The sequence below is a fragment of the Deinococcus multiflagellatus genome, from assembly GCF_020166415.1.
Lineage (GTDB): Bacteria > Deinococcota > Deinococci > Deinococcales > Deinococcaceae > Deinococcus > Deinococcus multiflagellatus.
The window spans coordinates 23,339-39,821 of the sequence record NZ_JAIQXV010000002.1; the positions used below are offsets into that span (position 1 = coordinate 23,339).

17 protein-coding genes are annotated in these 16,483 nt (G+C 70.0%); 10 read left to right on the forward strand and 7 right to left on the reverse strand.

Annotated features, from left to right (window positions below):
- Positions 1 to 45: 45 nt before the first annotated feature.
- Positions 46 to 3,432, forward strand: a complete 3,387-nt coding sequence (locus K7W41_RS03115; protein ID WP_224604618.1) for an HD domain-containing phosphohydrolase — start codon at positions 46 to 48, stop codon at positions 3,430 to 3,432.
- A 338-nt stretch (positions 3,433 to 3,770) separates the two neighbouring features.
- Here K7W41_RS03115 and K7W41_RS03120 read toward each other — a convergent pair whose 3' ends face one another.
- Positions 3,771 to 5,234, reverse strand: a complete 1,464-nt coding sequence (locus K7W41_RS03120; protein WP_224604620.1) for an MBL fold metallo-hydrolase RNA specificity domain-containing protein — start codon at positions 5,232 to 5,234, stop codon at positions 3,771 to 3,773.
- Between the two features lie 92 nt (positions 5,235 to 5,326).
- Between K7W41_RS03120 and K7W41_RS03125 the strand changes: the two genes are divergently transcribed.
- Positions 5,327 to 5,800 (forward strand): universal stress protein, encoded by a 474-nt coding sequence (locus K7W41_RS03125; protein WP_224604622.1) that lies wholly within the window; start codon positions 5,327 to 5,329, stop codon positions 5,798 to 5,800.
- Complete coding sequence (locus K7W41_RS03130; RefSeq protein ID WP_224604624.1) at positions 5,797 to 6,711, forward strand: lactate/malate family dehydrogenase; 915 nt, start codon at positions 5,797 to 5,799, stop codon at positions 6,709 to 6,711. Before K7W41_RS03125 ends, K7W41_RS03130 begins: the two co-directional genes overlap by 4 nt.
- Before the next feature lie 48 nt (positions 6,712 to 6,759).
- Here the strand turns inward: K7W41_RS03130 and K7W41_RS03135 are convergent, their stop codons facing one another.
- From K7W41_RS03135 to K7W41_RS03145, 3 genes are all read right to left on the reverse strand, one after another.
- Positions 6,760 to 7,785, reverse strand: coding sequence for an LptA/OstA family protein (locus tag K7W41_RS03135; RefSeq protein ID WP_224604626.1), 1,026 nt, complete (start codon positions 7,783 to 7,785; stop codon positions 6,760 to 6,762).
- A gap of 122 nt (positions 7,786 to 7,907) precedes the next feature.
- A complete protein-coding gene (locus K7W41_RS03140) occupies positions 7,908 to 8,801 on the reverse strand; it encodes an LptA/OstA family protein (protein ID WP_224604627.1) in 894 nt (297 codons plus the stop codon).
- A gap of 11 nt (positions 8,802 to 8,812) precedes the next feature.
- Entirely contained in the window at positions 8,813 to 9,418 is a 606-nt protein-coding gene (locus K7W41_RS03145; protein WP_224604628.1) for a hypothetical protein, read from the reverse strand.
- A gap of 201 nt (positions 9,419 to 9,619) precedes the next feature.
- Between K7W41_RS03145 and K7W41_RS03150 the strand changes: the two genes are divergently transcribed.
- The 6 genes from K7W41_RS03150 to K7W41_RS03175 are packed head-to-tail and all read left to right on the forward strand — an operon-like array spanning position 9,620 to position 13,253.
- Positions 9,620 to 10,396, forward strand: a complete 777-nt coding sequence (locus tag K7W41_RS03150) for a TatD family hydrolase (RefSeq protein WP_224604629.1) — start codon at positions 9,620 to 9,622, stop codon at positions 10,394 to 10,396.
- 31 nt (positions 10,397 to 10,427) lie between these two features.
- A complete protein-coding gene (locus K7W41_RS03155) occupies positions 10,428 to 10,742 on the forward strand; it encodes a PadR family transcriptional regulator (protein ID WP_224604630.1) in 315 nt (104 codons plus the stop codon).
- 59 nt (positions 10,743 to 10,801) lie between these two features.
- On the forward strand, positions 10,802 to 11,332 hold the full coding sequence (locus K7W41_RS03160; protein WP_224604632.1) for a hypothetical protein: 531 nt from the start codon (positions 10,802 to 10,804) through the stop codon (positions 11,330 to 11,332).
- Positions 11,329 to 11,922: a hypothetical protein gene (locus tag K7W41_RS03165; protein WP_224604634.1), complete on the forward strand. Its 594-nt coding sequence runs from the start codon at positions 11,329 to 11,331 to the stop codon at positions 11,920 to 11,922. The genes K7W41_RS03160 and K7W41_RS03165 overlap by 4 nt, the downstream gene beginning before the upstream one ends.
- Positions 11,919 to 12,560, forward strand: a complete 642-nt coding sequence (locus tag K7W41_RS03170) for a hypothetical protein (RefSeq protein ID WP_224604635.1) — start codon at positions 11,919 to 11,921, stop codon at positions 12,558 to 12,560. The genes K7W41_RS03165 and K7W41_RS03170 overlap by 4 nt, the downstream gene beginning before the upstream one ends.
- A gap of 12 nt (positions 12,561 to 12,572) precedes the next feature.
- Complete coding sequence (locus K7W41_RS03175) at positions 12,573 to 13,253, forward strand: hypothetical protein (RefSeq protein ID WP_224604637.1); 681 nt, start codon at positions 12,573 to 12,575, stop codon at positions 13,251 to 13,253.
- Between the two features lie 3 nt (positions 13,254 to 13,256).
- Here the strand turns inward: K7W41_RS03175 and K7W41_RS03180 are convergent, their stop codons facing one another.
- The 3 genes from K7W41_RS03180 to cmk form a co-directional block, all read right to left on the reverse strand.
- Entirely contained in the window at positions 13,257 to 14,282 is a 1,026-nt protein-coding gene (locus tag K7W41_RS03180; RefSeq protein ID WP_224604639.1) for an alpha/beta hydrolase family protein, read from the reverse strand.
- Between the two features lie 99 nt (positions 14,283 to 14,381).
- Positions 14,382 to 14,924, reverse strand: coding sequence for a hypothetical protein (locus tag K7W41_RS03185; protein ID WP_224604642.1), 543 nt, complete (start codon positions 14,922 to 14,924; stop codon positions 14,382 to 14,384).
- 51 nt (positions 14,925 to 14,975) lie between these two features.
- Positions 14,976 to 15,590 carry a (d)CMP kinase gene (cmk, locus tag K7W41_RS03190; RefSeq protein WP_224604645.1) on the reverse strand — a complete coding sequence of 205 codons (615 nt, stop codon included), beginning with the start codon at positions 15,588 to 15,590 and terminating at the stop codon, positions 14,976 to 14,978.
- A 79-nt stretch (positions 15,591 to 15,669) separates the two neighbouring features.
- Here cmk and K7W41_RS03195 point away from each other — a divergent pair, with 79 nt between their 5' ends.
- Positions 15,670 to 16,461: a peptidylprolyl isomerase gene (locus K7W41_RS03195; RefSeq protein WP_224604648.1), complete on the forward strand. Its 792-nt coding sequence runs from the start codon at positions 15,670 to 15,672 to the stop codon at positions 16,459 to 16,461.
- Positions 16,462 to 16,483: the final 22 nt, after the last annotated feature.

The following is a 16,483-nucleotide window of genomic DNA, read 5'->3' on the forward strand; positions in this document are numbered from 1 at the left end:
CCGGCCTCTCAGCGGGCCGCGCCACACACTGTTTTCTGGAGGGTCATGTCGCAGGAACCCAGCGCGTTCAAGCTGCCGCCCCAGGCCCACGCCGCCGTGTCCCGGCTGCTGAAGCTGGGTGCGCGGCTGCTGGGGGTGCCGGCCGCCGCGCTCTGGGCCCCGCGTGCCGACGCGGCCGGCGCCGCGCCGCGCACACGGCTGGACTGGCTGTGCCTGCAAACGTGGCTGAGCCCGGACCAGGGGCCCCTGGTGTACCCCGGCCCGGCCCTGCACCCGCCAGCGGCGCTTCGGGCAGATGAACCGCGTTTTTTCGTGGGCCTGCTGCTGCGCCAGGACGACGGCCAGCCGCTGGCGGTGCTGTACGGCGCGGCCTCTACCCCAGGCCCGCCCCTGGACGACGACACCCGGGCGGCCCTGGCTGACCTGGGGGCCCTGCTGGTGCATGAACTGGGCCGCGCATCGCCGGCGGTCCCCGAACCCGCGCTGCAGGCGCTGGCCGAACACACCTCGGACGCGGCGTATGTCAAGGACCGCGCTGGTCGCTACCTGTGGGTCAACCCGGCCGCCAGTGCCCTGCTGGGGCTGGCCCCGGCACGCCTGCTGGGCCAGACTGACGAGACGCTGTTTGGCCCGCAGGCCAGCGCCGAGCTGCGGGCCCTGGAACAGCGCGTGATGACCACCCGCGTTCCCGAGGTCACCGAGCGCGAGGTGCAGCGGGCGGGCGGCCCCCACATCTACCAGCTCACCACGGTGCCGGTGGTGGAGGGTGGCGGGGCAGTGGAGGGCGGCGCGGTGGAAGGCGTGGTGGGGCTGGGCCGCGACATCACCGACCGGCGGCGCCGGGTCCAGGCCATTCAGGACGTGAGCGCGGCCCTGTCGCCCCAGGCGGACCTGCACACCCAGACCCTGGCGCGGCTGGCGCTGGAGGACCCGGTCACGGGCCTGCGCAACCGCCGGGCTTTCGACGCCGATCTGGAGGCTTACCTGGCCCAGCTGGCCCCAGGCGACGGGGTCTCGCTGCTGCTGCTGGACGTGAACGCATTCAAGGCCTGGAACGACGTGCACGGCCACGCGGCGGGTGACACGCTGCTGCGGGCGCTGGGCGCGGCGCTGCAGGCGCACTGCGCGGCGGCCACCGTGTACCGGCTGGGCGGCGACGAGTTCGCGCTGCTGCAGCCCGGCCCGGCCCCGGGCTCCCTGCGCGAGTGCGTGCGCGCCGCCGAGCGCGCCGTGCAGGCCCAGGGCTTTGCCGAGCTGAGCTGCGCCGCAGGGCTGGCCCGCGCGCCCGCCGAGGCCACCACCCCCAGCACCCTGGCCCGCTTGGCCGATCAGCGCATGCTGCACGAAAAGGCCGCGCGCCGCGCCGACCAGGGCCTGGGCAACCTGACCGGCGCCCCGCCCGACGACCGGGCGCTGGAACTGGCGGGCGAGGTGACCTTTGGCGCGCTGCGCGCCACCCTGGCGCTGCTGGCCCACGACACCCGCCCCGAGCAGAACGTGTGGGCGCCGCTGCTGGAAGCTGCCGTGGCGGCTGTGCCCGGGGCTGAAAGCGGGTCGCTATCGCTGCGCGAGGGGGACAGCTTCGTGCTGCAGGCGCAGGTGGGCTTTTCCAGCGCGCTGGTGGGGGTGCGCCAGCCGGCCGCCGCCGCGCACGTGTGGTACGGCGCGGCCAGTGCCCCCCAGGTCAGCCGCGCGCGGGTGCTGACCCGCCGCGAGATCAGCCAGCGCCTGCGGGCGGCGGCGGCCAACGAGGAATGGACCCGCGCCCGGCCTGCCTTTGAAACCCACGGCGAACTGACCCATATTCAGGCCAACGTCTGCGTGCCGGTGGTGCAGGGGGGCGAGGTGGTGGCCTACCTGAATCTGGACAACCTGCAGAACCACGCGGCGTTTTCGGCCCGCAGCGCCGATATTGCCGAGGCTTTTGCCACCCAGATTGCCGCCCTGCTGGCCGCGCAGCGGCGCCAGGCCCAGGAAGCCGCCCGCCGCCGCGAACTGGAAGGCCTGCTGAGCGTGACAGCGGCCCTGCGCGAGGTGGCCCACTCGGCGCAGGCGCAGGGGGTGCTGGCGCAGCAGGCGGCGGCGCTGCTGGGCACCGCCCAGGCCACGCTGTGGTGCCCGGCCCAGAATCAGCCCCCGCTGCCCCGGCCCCAGGACGAAGCCCTGGCCCGGCAGGCCCTGGCCACCCGCACCGTGATGCGCTGGCCGCCCCCAGAGGAGCCAGCCTCGAATCCGGCGGCCCAGAGCGCGGCAGCCCAGGAGCCGGCCCCCGCCGTGATGGCCGCGCCGCTGTGGCGGGCCAACGGCGAGCCCCTGGCGGCCCTAGTGGTCAGCCGCCCGCACCCGCCCTTCAGTGAGCTGGACGCGCAGCTGCTGGGCGGTATTGCCGCCATTGGCACCACGACCCTGGAGCGCCTGGAAGGGGTGGAGGCCCTGCGGCGGCGCGCCGAAGAGTTTCAGAAGCTCAGCGACCTGTCGCACCTGACGGCCACCCTCACCGACCCGGCGCAGGTGGCGCGGCGCATTCTGGCCGAATGCCGCAGCTTCCTGGGCGCCGAGGTGGCCGCCTTTCTGGACATCGACGGCCAGCCGGTGGTGACTGACGGTCACGCCTCGCCCGGCCTGCTGGCGGCGCTGGGCGCGCCCCAGGTGCTGGCCCCGGACGGCCAGATGACCGCGCCTGTGCAGCAAGACGGGCTGGTGGTGGGGCAGGTGGGCCTGTTGTGGCGCCCGGCGCGGCCCCTGCCCCACGCCGCCCGCCCCCTGCTGGACCGCGCCGCCGAGCTGATCGGGCAGGCGCTGGAGCGCCGCGCGCACCTGGCGGCCCTGGAAGCCACCCAGGAAGGCGCCCTGCTGACCCTGGGGCTGGCCCTGGAACTGCGGGATTTCGAGACTGCCGGGCATACCCGCCGGGTGGTGAGGCAGGCGCTGGCCCTGGGCGCGGCCCTGGGCCTGGGCCCCGAGGAACTGGAAGGCCTGCGTCAGGGCGCCTACCTGCACGACATTGGCAAGCTGGCGGTGCCCGACCGCATTCTGCTGAAGCCCGGGCCTCTGGACCCCGACGAGTGGCGGGTGATGCAGGAGCACGCGGCCGTGGGCGATGGGCTGACGCGCAGCATCGCCACCCTGCACCCGCTGGCGCGCGCCGTGATTCGCCACCACCACGAGCGCTGGGACGGGCGCGGCTACCCCGACGGCCTTGCCGGCGCCGCCATTCCGCTGGTGGCCCGGGTGTTCAGCGTCGTGGACACCTACGACGCCCTGACCAGCCACCGCGTGTACAAGGCCGCGTGGCCCCCTGAAGCGGCCATTCTGGAGTTGCAGGCCCAGGCCGGCCACCAGTTTGACCCGGTGATCGTGGCTGTGTTTATCCAGCTGCTGCGCGCCCAGCCCGACCCCCTGGCCGGCCTTCAGGAAACCCCAGCGGATTAGCGGCAAGAGGGAGTGGAGGTGTGCGGCCTCGGGCAAGAGGGGAGGCGGCGCGGCGGGCGAGTGAGCTCATACGGTGCCCGTTCAATCCAGGATTGAACCGCGACACCGCCGATTCGATCTCTCCTTTCCCGGCCACCGTTTTTTTCTCCCTACTCTGCTCGGGTTGAACAATTTTCGCACCTGTTCAACCCGACTTCGGATCACCTGTCCGCCGCGAGGAAGCAAGCCGGGGCCATTGGGAAGGCCCCGACCGCGCCGCTAGCTCTTTCGCACACTCCCTTCGTTCGCCTCAGAGCCAGGAAGGGTATTGGCTCGGGCCAGTTCTGGGGTCCTCCAGCCTACTCGCCCCCGGCCACCACGTCGCGGCCGGTGTCGGGCTGCGCCGCGAACCCCGGGGGGGTGCCGTTCGGAAACCCGGGGCCCAGCAGGTCCACCGGCTGGCGGTCGGGCACAATGTCGCCCTTCAGGCCCTGGGCGGCCAGCACCGGCAGGAAGGCTGCCATGACCTCGTCTTCGCCGTGCACCAGCCACACATGCGGCTGGCCCGCGCTCTGTAAGAAGGCCAGCAGGTCGTCTTGGTCGGCGTGGGCGGAAAAGCCGCCGATGGTGTGCACCTGTGCGCGCACCGCCACCTCCTCGCCCATGATCCGCACCGTGTCGGCGCCCGCCACGATCCGCCCGCCCAGGCTGCCCGGCGACTGGTAGGACACGATAATCAGGCTGGTCCCCGGCTTCCAGAGGTGGTGTTTGAGGTGGTGCTGAATGCGCCCGCCCGTCATCATGCCGTTGCCCGCCAGAATGATCGCCGGGCCGTCGTAGCGGTTGATGCGCTGGGATTCGGCGCTGGTGTTCACCACATGCAGGGTGTTCGGCCGGAAGGGGTCCTCGCCGGCCTGCAGGGCGTCACGGACCTCGGGAATTAGTTCGTCGCCGAACTCGAAATACTCGTGGGTGGCGCGCGCCGCCATCGGGGAATCCAGAAACACCGGCATGCGCGGCACCTCGCCCGCGTCCATCAGGGTCTTCAGGGTGTGCAGGATGGTCTGGGTGCGCTCAATGGCAAAGCTGGGAATCAGGATCTTGCCGCCCTGGCGCACGCTGTCGCGCAGGGCCGCGCTGAATTCGGCCAGGGTGTCCGGCCAGGCGCGGTGGGTGCGGTTGGCATAGGTGGATTCAATCACCACAGCGTCGGCCTGGGGGGGCGGGGTGAAGTCCAGCTGCAGGCCGCTTTCGCGGTTGCCCAGGTCGCCGCTCATGATCAGGCGACCCTCACTGCCCTCCAGCAGCAGGTAGGCGCTGCCCAGAATGTGCCCGGCGCGCTCCGGGGTCACGCGCACGCCCGCAATGCGCTGGGTGTCGCCAAAGTCTAGGCTGGGGCGCAGCAGGGCCAGCGCGCGGTGCACGTCCGCTTCCTCGTACAGCGGCGGAAGCACGGTGTCGTCGGCGTGGCCCTGGCGCCGGGCGCGGCGCAGGTCATGGCGGTAGCCGTCCACCTGCAGGCGGGCGCTGTCCAGCAGCACCGTTTCGGCCAGCGCGGCGGTGGGGGCGGTGCAGTACACCGGGCCCCGGTAGCCGCGCTGCACCAGCAGTGGCAGGCGGCCCACATGGTCCAGGTGGGCGTGGGTCAGGATCACCGCGTCCAGCCCGGCCACGTCAAAGGGAAAATCCTCGCGGTTGCGCGCCTCTAGGTCGTCGCCCCCCTGAAACAGCCCGCAGTCAATCAGCAGCTGCCGCCCGCCCAGCGTGAGCAGGTGCATGCTGCCCGTGACCGTCTGCGCCGCCCCGAAGCTCTGAAGGTTCATAGGGCAGTGTAGGGGCGCGGGGCCGTGCGGCACGCTTTACCTGCCCTTTACCCTCCTGGCGCCGCGCGGCGGGATTGGGTACGGTCTGAGGCATGACCCAGCATTCCGGCAGCTCCGTGCCCGGCGCCCCAGACGGCTTTGGGCGGATTCTGGTGGGCGTGGATTTCTCGGCGTCCTCTCAGGCGGCCCTGCGGCTGGCCCGCAGCCATTTTCCGGCCGCCCAGCGCCTGCTGGTGCACGTCACCGACGCCCGCGTGACAGCCGCCCCGGACCTGATGGGCGGCGTGACCCCTTCCCTGACCGACCCGGCGCTGCTGCACACCATGGAGCAGGCCGATGCCCAGCGCCTGCAGGCCCTGGTGCAGGACGGCGAGGAACTGGCGGTGCTGGTGGGCGACCCGGTCACGGGCCTGCTGGACAGCGCCCGGCGCTGGGGCGCGGACCTGATCGTGGTGGGCACCCACGCCCAGAGCGCGCTGGAGCACTTTTTCCTGGGCAGCACCGCCGAAAAGATCGTGGGCCGCAGCGCCGTGCCGGTGCTGACCGTGCGCGGGGGCGCGGCGTGAAGGTGGGCATTGTGGGCGCCGGGCTGGTGGGCGCCACCGCCGCCTACGCCCTGACCCTGCGCGGGTCGTGCAGCGAACTGGTGCTGACCGATATGGACGAGGACCGCGCCCGCGCCGAGGCGCAGGACGTGGCCCACGCCGCGCCGGTGAGCCACGGCGCCCGGGTGACCAGTGGCGCGCCCGGCGACCTGCAGGGCAGCGCGGTGGTGATCGTGGCGGCCGGGGCCAACCAGAAGCCCGGCGAATCCCGCCTGGACCTGCTGCAGAAAAACGCGGCCATCTTCCGCGACCTGATTCCACAGGTGACGCGCGCCGCGCCGGAGGCCACGCTGCTGATCGCCACCAACCCGGTGGACGTGCTGACTGGCCTGAGCGCCGAACTGGCCCCCGGGCAGCCGGTGATCGGCTCGGGCACGGTGCTCGACAGCGCCCGCTTCCGGCATCTGGTGGCCGAGCGCGCGGGTGTGGACCCCACCCATGTGCACGGCTACGTGCTGGGCGAGCACGGCGACAGCGCCGTCGTGGCCTGGAGCACCGCCACTGTGGCCGGGCTGCCCGTGGCCGACTTCATGGCGGCGCGCGGCCTGCCCTGGACCCCAGAAATTCGCACGCAGATTGAGGCAGACACGCGCGGCGCCGCCGGGCAGATCATTGCGGGCAAGCGCGCCACCTATTACGGCATTGGCGCGGCGCTGGCCCGCATTGCCGAGCGCATTCTGGATGACCGCCGCGCCGTGCTGACCGTCAGCGCGCCCACCCCTGAATTCGGCACCAGCCTCAGCCTGCCGCGCGTGCTGGGCCGCGCTGGCGTGCTGGACACGATTGTGCCCGCCCTGACCGAAGAAGAACGCGCCGCCCTGGGGCGCAGCGCCGACATTCTGCGCGAGGCAGGGGCGTCCCTGGAGGGGTAGGGGAGAGCCCGGCCCCCGTTCTGGGCCGGGCTCTCTACTTGGGTGCTTCTAACGGCCAGTGCCGGGCGGGGTCACTGGGGCTGGCGCGGCCGTCCCCGGGGCGGGTTCAGCGTCCACAAACTCGCCCGTAATGGTGCCGCCCTCGGCCTTCACGGCGCGCACCTCGTTGCGGTCCAGGTCGTACAGGATGGTGCCGGCGCGCAGCACGTCCTGGCCCTTGACGCTCTCGGCGGGCTGCTCTGGGGTGCCGTACAGGCGGGCCACGTTGCGCGTGTCGTCGTACTCCACCCGCGCGGCCTTGCTGATGCGCCCACCTTCAGAATTCAGCACCACGTTGCCCACCAGCGTGGTTTTCTCCTCGTCCACGCTGACCTCAATGCGTTCGCTCTGGCCGCTCAGGGCGTCCTTGTCGCTGCGGCGCTGAAAGGTGATGGGCCCGTCAATACGGGCAATGCCGTCGGTGCTGTCGTACACCAGTTTCTGTCCTTTCAGTTCGGTGCGGCCCTGGGTCACCAGCACCGTGTTGGGAGCGGGTTTGGGGCTGGTCTCCACGCCGCAGCGGCTTAGGCGGTCAGTCTTGCCGGGCGGGGCTTCGTCCAGAAAGCGGGCGGTGCCGGCGCTGGCTTCCACCCGGCCGTCGCTGCCTTCCTCGTCCCCTTTGGGCGGCAACTGCGTGACCAGCGCCAGGGGCACCTGAATGACATTCTTGTCAATGGTGATGCGCACTCCGCCTACGTCCGTCTCGCTGAACACGGCCAGGGTGGGAGCGTCTTCGGGGTCGCTCTCGGTGGGCTGGCAGAACGTGAACACCCCGGTGTCATCCCGGGTCCCGGTTTTGACAATGAGGATGCGCCGCTCCTTGCCGTCCTTTTCACTGCGGCGCACCAGCTCTGTGCTGGACTGCTCTGCTCCTGGCTCCTGCGGCGCCAAGTCTTCCGGGGGCACTTGTGGGGTGGACTGGGTGGCGGGCGGCGGCGTGCCCGGCGCCTGCTGCGCCCACACCATGCCTGCCCCCAGCCCCAGCAGCAGGGCCAGCGTGGCCCGCCCTGTCCATGTCCAGCCCGCTTTGCTCATTGCGCGCAGTCTAGCGGCTCCCTGCATGAGACTTTGCGTGTCGGCGCCGCCTTCTGGCCATGTCCATACCGCAAAAATCCCCCCGGCACGGAGGAGCCGGGAGGGCAGGGGAGCGACTGAAGTTACTTCTCGCCAGTCAGCTTGAACTGTTCGGTGGGGATCTTGTACGCCGAGTTCAGCGCGCGCACGCGGGCCAGGTCGGTGCGCTGTTCCAGGTAACCGCTGGCGGGGGCCTTCACCGTGGCCTTGCTCTTGCTGTCCACGCTCACCGCGTTGCCCACCACGTAGGCCACGTTCTTCTTGTCGTCGTAGTACACGGCGTCGCCGGTGGTGGTGGTGGTGCCCTGCACCAGTTTCACGCCGCCGCGCACGTACAGGGTCTTGGTTTTGGTCAGCGCGCGCACTTCCTGGCCGGTGATTACCAGTTCCTTCTGGTTGCCCTTGGCCGCGCGGGTGAGGCTGGGGGTGCCGGTCAGCTGGGCCACCTCGCGGTCCTCGTCGAACACCAGCTTGTCGGCCTTGCCGCTCTGGGTGCCGGTGGACAGGGTCACGCCGCCGGTGCTGGTGGACACGTTGTTGTCCACGTCCAGGCTCATCTTGGGCGCCTTGATGGTCACGGTGTCGCCGTCTTCCTTCTTCTCCGGCACGAAGGTGGCGCTGGCGTTGCCGTCCAGCACGCCCTGGCCGGTGCTCTCGTCGTAGTTCAGGCCGTTGCCGGTGGCGGTGAGGCGGCCACGGGTCACCTTCACGTTGCCGGTAAAGGTGGCGGTGCGCTTGCCCTTGGCTTCAATCAGCGGCGTGCCCTTGGGGGCGGCCAGGACAGCCTGCGAGGCTTCGATGTTCAGCGTGCTCACCTTCGCCTTCACGGGGCTGCCGGTGAAGGTCAAAGGTCCATTGCGCACGTCGCCGCGCGGGCCACCCTGAATGGTGATCAGGCGCTTGGCGGCGTCGCCGCTCTGGGCCAGCACGGGGGCAGTCACGGCCAGCAGGGTCAGGAGGGAGGCAGTCTTTTTCATGGAAACTCCTTTCAGGCTTTCACGCGCTGGCCGTTGACGCAGCGCTCGGTGGTGTCGAGGTCGGAATAAGTGACAGAGTTGTCGTTGTCCACGTCTTCAATGTTGAAATCAAAGCCCATCTGTAGCTTCTGGTAGTCGCCGTTGAGGAAGGGAGAGCGCACCTTGGCCACCGGCGCATAAAAGCCCCGGCCCCCCTCAATCCGCACCAGAGTCTGTTCGTTCCCGGTCAGATCGATATCCGCACATTCCTTTACCAGGGTGATGCGGGCCTGACGGGTGGTCATGTTGTCCTGGCCGTCAATCGTCAGGTCTGGGGTGGTCAGCCGGGCGTCCAGGGTCATGCGGCCGGTGTAGCGGCCTCTGGCGTCCTTCTCCTTGACCACACGCTGGCCCCCCGACAGGCCCGTCAGGCGCGTGCGGTTTTGCAGGGGATCGCTGTCCACCTTGGCGGCCCGGAAGCTCCACACGGCGTCCGGATCGCGTGAGGGGTACAGGCGCAGTTCCACCCCGCTAAGGGTCACGCCGGTCCCCGCGTCGCGGCGCCCGGTGGGCACAAACGCAAAGACCAGCGCAAAGAGGGTGATGCCCGCCAGGGCGTAGAGGCCAGTTTTCTGCACGGCCCGCACTTTAGCGCGGTCCTCTCATGAGAGTGGTGGGGACAGGATGGGACGGGCGACCCCGGCAATCAGGACCTCACTGCTGGACTTGACCCGGGCAACGCGAGAAGCGAAGAAAGAGCCTTGCACCGGCAGTCGCCCCTGTCCGGCGACCCTCCAAACAGTTGGAGGGGGAGGGGTAAGGCCCTTAGCCTGCGGGGCATGATTGACACGCACACCCACCTCGATTACCTGGAGGACCCCGCCAGCGCGCGCGGCGAACTGGGTCTGACCGCCCTGGTCTGCATTGGCGCCAGCCCTGAACACGCCCGCAATGCCATTGCCCTGGCCGAGCAATTCCCCGATGTTTACGCCACCGTGGGCCTGCACCCCACCGACGCCGCCCAGGACAGCCCCGAGGCACGCGCCGAACTGGAAGCCCTCAGCGCCCACCCGCGCGTGGTGGGCATTGGCGAAAGCGGCCTGGACGACTACTGGGACGATACGCAGCGCGCCGCCCAGCGTGCGGCCTTCGAGTGGCAGCTGGACCTCGCCGCGCGCACGGGCAAGCCGCTGGTGATCCACACCCGCGACAAGGCCGGGCAGGACCGCGCCCACCAGGGCGTAATAGACGTGCTGCGCGCGTGGCCGGGGGTGCCGGTCATCCTCCACTGTTTCAGCGGGCACGCGGGGCTGCTGCGCTTTGGCCTGGACCGGGGCGAGCACACGTACTTTGGGTTTGCGGGCAACACCACCTACAAGAACGCCCCCGAGATCCACGCGGCGGCCCGCGAGGTGCCCCTCTCGCGCCTGCTGCTGGAAACCGACGCGCCCTTCCTGGCCCCGGTTCCCAAGCGCGGCAAGCCCAACCGTCCCGGGTACGTGCGCTACACCCTGGAGTTCATCGCGGCCCTGCGCGGCCTGGACCCGGCCGAACTGGAACGCGCCACCGACGCCAACGCCCGGCGGGTCCACAACCTGCCCGATACCTCGGCTTGAGATACATCTAACCCAGAGGTATGCTACGGCCATGAACACCCGCGAGCAGCTGCGCATGCTGATCCTGGCGGTGCTGGACCGGCAGCCAGAACACGGCTACGCCATCGCCCAGGCGATCAAGGGCCGCAGCGAGGGGTTGCTAACCGCCCGTGAAGGCACCCTCTACCCCGCCCTGCACGCCCTGGAAGCCGAGGGCCTGATTGAAAGCGAGGAACACGAGGTGGGGGGGCGCCTGCGCCGCGAATACCGCCTGACCGAAAGCGGGCGCCGCGTGCTGGCCCGCAGCCGCAAGGCGTGGCAGCAGCAGGTGAGCGCCGTGCAGGCGGTGCTGGGGGGGCAGTCGTGAGGCTGGAGGCGTGGTTGGCCGCAGCCACGGCGGGCCTGACGCCGGGTGTGCAGGCGCGGGTGCGCGCCGAATACACCGCCCATGTGCAGGACGCAGGCTTGGACGAGAGTGAAGATGTAGAAGGGTTGCTGGGTGAGCCGGAGGGGGCGCAGCGAGCTCTAGCGCGTCTCTATTTGAGCGCGGCGGCCTTGAAGGGTTTGCGCGAACCGAAGGGGCAGCAGGTCGGCTTCTGGATCCTGGGGTGTCACAGCGCCCTGCTGTTGCTGCTCTGGGCGGGCGGGAACGATCAGGTGGGCCCGTCTTTGACCGGGGTGGGAGCGGGTGGTCTGGTGCTGAGTGGATTGACGCTCTGGGCCCGTCGGCTGGCACCTGAACTTCGGACGCTGGTGACTGGACATGGGGGCCTCTGGGCCGTGAACTTTAGCCTGTGGGTGAACTGGATGGTGGAGGCTGGGCAGACCGGCACGGCGCCAAACGCCTTCGTGCGCCTCCTGCCGCTGCTGTGGATTCTCTGGGGGGCCACGTTGTTCGAGGAAGTGCGCAGACTCCGCCGCACCTTAGCCCTGGAACAGCCGGCGGTGTCCGCATGACGCCCGAACAGTGGCTGCACGAAGCCACCCGTGGCCTGCCCAGGGCTGTGGTCATGCGCGTTCAGACTGAGACGTTGGCCCACCTGCAGGAGGCCGGGCTGGGAGAGGGCGACGACATCACGGCCCTGCTGGGTCCGCCGGCCACCACCCGGAAGGCGCTGGGTCGGCTCTACGTGTCGGCGGCCGAACTGGACGTCTTGGGCCGTGACCGGGTGGACGGCTGGTTGCTGAGCCTTGTGATGCTGGGCGTGCTGGCGGTGGGGCTGCTGTTTTGGGGGGCCTGGACAGGTGACCCGCATCTGCCGACACTGGGTGGGGTGGCCGCAGGGCTGGGCCTGCTGGCGCTCACAGCGGCCTGGACCCACTACTGGCGCCCAGAACAGCGCCGACAGATGCGGGCCAACATGGGCTTGTGTGGAATGATGCTCTTTCAGATCGTGCTGCCGGCTCTGAGCAACCTTCCGCTGGGCCTCCTGGAAAGTGTTTCGCTGTGTCTTTGGGGAGGTTTGTTCCTTACGGGGCTGATCGCGGCCCAGCACAGCGCGCAGAAACTTCGCCGCACCCTGGCCCTGAAAGGTGTGCGCGTATGACCCACACGCCCCAGCCCCTCACCGACTATCTGGCCGCCGTGACTGCACCCTTTCCAGCTGAGACTGCCGCCCGGTTGCGCGGCGAACTGCAGGCCCACGTCCTGGACGCCGCCGAAGCCCTGGCCGACCAGGGCGACCCGACTCCTACCGAGACCGCGCTGCGCGACCTGGGCAGCGTGCGCGAGGTGCGCCGCGCCCTGGAACGCCAGCACTACACCGGGGCAGAAGAAGAAGTCCTGCTGGCCTGCCGGTTTGCCCATCTGAAGCGCACCTCTCCGCTTTCTATGGCCCTGGGCGCCGCCATCGTCCTGGCGTGGCCACTCCTGCTGCAGTGGCTGGAACGGCCGATCACCTGGGGGCTGTATGGGGCCCTGGGTGCGGTGGTCCTGGCCTCCGCCATTCTGGAAAGGTGGGTGCCGCCCCGCTTTCCAGCCCGCAGTGCCCGCGTGCTGCTGGGGCTGCTGCGCCTGTGCATGGTGCCCGCCGTGATCGGCGCCTTTCAGGTGCTCACCCTGGATGGGGAAGCGACGCGCTGGGCTGGCTTGCTGGGCGCTGGGGTGGGCTTCTGGCTGGTGGCGCGGCACGACTGGCGAACCCTCTGGGCCCTGTTGCCCAAGGCCCTCTCCGGGGCCCGCTGAGGAGGGGAGGACATGGCGGCCCAGACCCCTTTTGACCACTGGCTCACCCAGGTCACGGCCCCCTTCCCGGGCGATACGGCGTGGCGCCTGCGTGCCGAATTCAGTGCCCACCATGAGCAGGCGGTGGACGCCCTGACCCAGCTGGGCGACCCAGAGCCCGCGCAGACGGCGCTGCATGAACTGGGCGAGCCCGCCACCGTGATTGCCGCGCTGGCGCACACCCATTTCACGCGGGCAGACCTCGCCTGGATGGAACGCGATGGCGATCTGAAGAGGCTGCTGGCCGACCCGGACCAGCTGCACCGGGAACCGTTCGGGCGCTGGGTCGCTGGGGTGGCCCTGTGGCTGGGGCTGTCGGTCTGGTTGCTGTTCGGGCTGCCGGGATTGCCCAGCAGCATGTCGGCCCATACCGCCTTCGGCCTACTGCCCGGCTTGCTGCTGCTGGCGCTGGTGGGGGTGCAGCTTGGCGAGCGGTGGACCGTCAGTCGGCGGCCCCAGCGGTCCGCCGCCATCTTGCGCCGCTGCTGGCGCGTTCTATGGCATCCCCTCGGCGGCCTGCTGGTGGCCGCTGCCCTTCTGGGCCCTCACCCACTGCTGGGACTGGTGGCGCTGGGCCTGACGCTGCACGCTTTTCTCACTCGGCCCCGCGAGGCCCTGTCCCTGCTGGACAAAGCGTGGCGCGGAGCGCACTAGCCTCTACAGGTGGCGCTTGAAAAAGGCCACGCTGCGCCGCAGGGCCAGCCCCAGATTGCCGCTGAGGTTGTGGTTGTCGCCCTCGTAGCGGTAAGCCTCCACAGGCTGGCCTGCCGCGCGCAGGTCATCCGCCAGCGCCTGCTGAAAGCTGTAGGGCACGTCCTTGTCGGCGGTGCCGTGGTGCAGCTGCAGGGGGCGGCCCTCTAATTCCTTCAGGTAGGCATTCGGACTGAGCAGGCGCAGGTAGCGGCGGCTCGGGCTGCCCAGGGTGCGCCGCTGGCCCCCCGGCGGGTTCCAGTCGGTGTTCAGAATGTCGTAGCCCGCCACCACGCCCGCCCACAGCGAGGCGGCCTTGAGGTCACGGTCCACCAGCAGGGCCCGCAAAGAGAGTTGCCCGCCCATCGAATGGCCCCACAGGCCCAGGCGCCGCCGGTTCACGCGCGGGTCCTTTTTCAGGCTGGCGGCGGCGTTCAGCACGTCCACGGTGTAGCCAGGGTCGGTGTAGCCACCTCTGGCTTCGCCCTCGCTGTCGCCGTGGCCCCGGTAGTCGCTTTTCAGGGTCACGAAGCCTGCGCGCGCAAAGGCGTCCTGGTAGGCCACGTAGCGCTCGGTGGTGCGGTACTTGTCAGGCGGAATGTAGCCGTGGTTGAACACGATGGCCGGCCAGCCGCCCGGGGGCGGGGTGCCGCGCGGCACGGTCAGCAGGGCATAGATCCGCAGCCCCTCGGACTGGTAGCTCACCACCTGCCGCGTGTAGTTCACGCCGGGGGCGAGCGTGCGCCGCACCGTGAGGGCGCTGCCCGGGTAGGTGCGCGCCCGCAGCGCCGGAATGCTGATGGGCTGCGCGGCAGCGGCGGCGCGCAGGGCGGCCTCATCCGGCGTGGCGCGGGGGGGCGGGCTCGCCTGGTCTGCCACCTGGGGTGGGGGCGCCGCCTGGTCTTGTTGCCTCAGCTCTTCGGGCTGTGTCAACGCCACGTACCCAGCCCCCAGGCCCAGCGCCAGCAGCGCGCCCAGGATCAGGCGCCGCATGGCGGCTCCGAATGGGTGGCGGGCGGGGTCATGCCCAGAGGCTAAAGAAGCGGGCCGCTGCACATTGCGCGGCGGCCAACGGTTGGTCTTGGGCGGGTCTTAACGGCTCAGCACGTAGGTACTCAGCTTCAGGAAGGGGCTGGGGTTGGCGCCGCTCAGAGGCTGCGCTTTGTCGTACAGGTTCCAGCCGCGCTTGACCGACATGGCGGGCAGCACCTCGGCGCCCCCCAGGTACTCGGGAATGGAGATGGCGTCTAAGTTGGCGTCCACGGGGCTGAACACCAGCCACTGCCGGTTGCGGGCAAAGCTCTCGCCGACATCAAAGCGGGCGTTGTTGTTGCTGTCGTCAAACACGACCACCTGATACACCCCCGCCACGGAGGGAATGGTGGGCAGGTCAAAGCCAAACGCCCAGGTGTTCACGCCAGTCGAGACGATGTTCTGGTCAATGGTGCTGGTGTTCGTGACCGCCACCGGCAGTCCCGTGCCTACCAGGGCCAGCCGCAGGTGGGGGTTCTGGCCCCAGTCCCCGGCGACAGAACCGCTCAGGGGGTAGGCCTCCGGCGGGCGAACATTCTGGGGCCGGCAGGCGGTGAGGGTCAGCAGGCTTAGGGGCAGAACAAGCAGGGCAGCGGCGCGCATGGGGTTTACCCTAGCGGCCCGAGCCATGAGGCGTGTGGGTGCCCCTCACCTTCAGGGCAGCCGGGCCAGCACCGCGTCAATCACGCCTTGCAGGCTCAGGGCACCCGTGTCAATCACGTGGGCGTCTGGCGCGGGGGCACTTTGCATGGTGTCCAGGCGGTCGCGCTCAACCAGGGCCGCTTCGATGGTGTCCACTTCCTCGGGGCGCTCGGCGGCGCGGCGCTGGGCGCGCACCCGGGGGCTGGCCGTCAGGTAGAACTTGGCCTGCGCGTGGGGAAAGACGTTGGTGCCCATGTCCCGCCCCTCGGCCACCAGGGGGGCGGGCAGGGTGCGCAGCTGGGCGTCCACCCAGGCGCGCACCTCGGGCAGGGCGGCCACCACGCTCACGCCCCGGTCCACCCGGCTGGAGTGCAGGTCCGGGGTCAGGTCGCGCTCGCCCTGCCACACGCGGTTGCCGCTGGCCAGCGGTTCCAGGCGCGGCGCCGGGTTCAGGCAGGCCAGGACCGCCTGGGCGCGGCCCAGGTCGGCGCCCGCTTCCAGCCCCAGCAGGGTCACGGCGCGGTACAGCAGCCCGCTGCTGACATAGGGCACCCCCAGCGCCTGGGCCACCCCGGCCGAAACGCTGGATTTGCCGCTGGCGGCCACGCCGTCAATGGTCACAATCATCAACTGCGCAGTCTAGAGCATCTGCATCTTCAGGTGGACGCCGGCCGGGTGCCAGGGGCCGTTACACTGGGGGCAGACCATGAAACACGCCGCGCTGATCCTGACCGCCCTGCTTGCCCTGACCGCCTGCCAGTCCAAGGACAAGGCCGAGACCACGACCACCGAAACGAAGACGGAAACGACCACCGAGCCCAGCACGGCGGCCGAGCCCGGCAAGACGGACACCGCAGACAGCAAGCCTGCGGCCCAGGCCGTCACCACCCCCGGCCCGGTGCCGGCCGGCTACACGGCCGTGCCCGAACTGAGCAAGACGCCCGTGCGTGAATTCAAAGCCGAGCCCGCCATGAGCCTGCAAGACGGCAAGGACTACTACGCCCTGATTGACACCAACCGGGGCCAGATTCTGGCTGACCTGTACGAGCAAGAAACCCCGGTGACGGTCAACAATTTCGTGTTCCTGGCACGCAACCACTACTTTGACGGCATTCGCTTTCACCGCGTGATTGACGGCTTTATGGCGCAGTCCGGCGACCCCAAGAGCGTGGACGACGCCAAGAAGACCGAGTGGGGCACCGGCGGCCCCGGCTACCAGTTTGCCGACGAATTCCGCACCCGCCTCACCTTCGACGCCGCCGGCATTCTAGCGATGGCCAACAGCGGCCCCGCCACCAACGGCAGCCAGTTTTTCATCACCTTCGGGCCCACCGAGGGCCTGAACGGCAAACACACCATCTTCGGCAAGGTGGTCACGGGCGACGACGTGCTGCCCAAGCTGACGCGCACCAGCGACACCAGCACCGGCCAGGAAACCCCCATCGAGGGCGCCGTGGCCGACCAGATTCTGAGCGTGCGGATTCTGACCAAGGGCTGATACGGCTCCCGAAAAATTCCGT

Bases quoted from the DNA above. Each gene is read 5' to 3' on its own strand.
- K7W41_RS03155 (WP_224604630.1), top strand. From the start codon at position 10,428: ATGAACACCCGCGAGCAGCTGCGCATGCTGATCCTGGCGGTGCTGGAC.
- K7W41_RS03170 (WP_224604635.1), top strand. From the start codon at position 11,919: ATGACCCACACGCCCCAGCCCCTCACCGACTATCTGGCCGCCGTGACT.
- K7W41_RS03125 (WP_224604622.1), top strand. From the start codon at position 5,327: ATGACCCAGCATTCCGGCAGCTCCGTGCCCGGCGCCCCAGACGGCTTT.
- K7W41_RS03140 (WP_224604627.1), bottom strand. From the start codon at position 8,801: ATGAAAAAGACTGCCTCCCTCCTGACCCTGCTGGCCGTGACTGCCCCC.
- K7W41_RS03120 (WP_224604620.1), bottom strand. From the start codon at position 5,234: ATGAACCTTCAGAGCTTCGGGGCGGCGCAGACGGTCACGGGCAGCATG.
- K7W41_RS03135 (WP_224604626.1), bottom strand. From the start codon at position 7,785: ATGAGCAAAGCGGGCTGGACATGGACAGGGCGGGCCACGCTGGCCCTG.
- K7W41_RS03180 (WP_224604639.1), bottom strand. From the start codon at position 14,282: ATGCGGCGCCTGATCCTGGGCGCGCTGCTGGCGCTGGGCCTGGGGGCT.
- K7W41_RS03165 (WP_224604634.1), top strand. From the start codon at position 11,329: ATGACGCCCGAACAGTGGCTGCACGAAGCCACCCGTGGCCTGCCCAGG.
- K7W41_RS03195 (WP_224604648.1), top strand. From the start codon at position 15,670: ATGAAACACGCCGCGCTGATCCTGACCGCCCTGCTTGCCCTGACCGCC.
- K7W41_RS03150 (WP_224604629.1), top strand. From the start codon at position 9,620: ATGATTGACACGCACACCCACCTCGATTACCTGGAGGACCCCGCCAGC.
- K7W41_RS03185 (WP_224604642.1), bottom strand. From the start codon at position 14,924: ATGCGCGCCGCTGCCCTGCTTGTTCTGCCCCTAAGCCTGCTGACCCTC.
- K7W41_RS03175 (WP_224604637.1), top strand. From the start codon at position 12,573: ATGGCGGCCCAGACCCCTTTTGACCACTGGCTCACCCAGGTCACGGCC.
- cmk (WP_224604645.1), bottom strand. From the start codon at position 15,590: ATGATTGTGACCATTGACGGCGTGGCCGCCAGCGGCAAATCCAGCGTT.
- K7W41_RS03115 (WP_224604618.1), top strand. From the start codon at position 46: ATGTCGCAGGAACCCAGCGCGTTCAAGCTGCCGCCCCAGGCCCACGCC.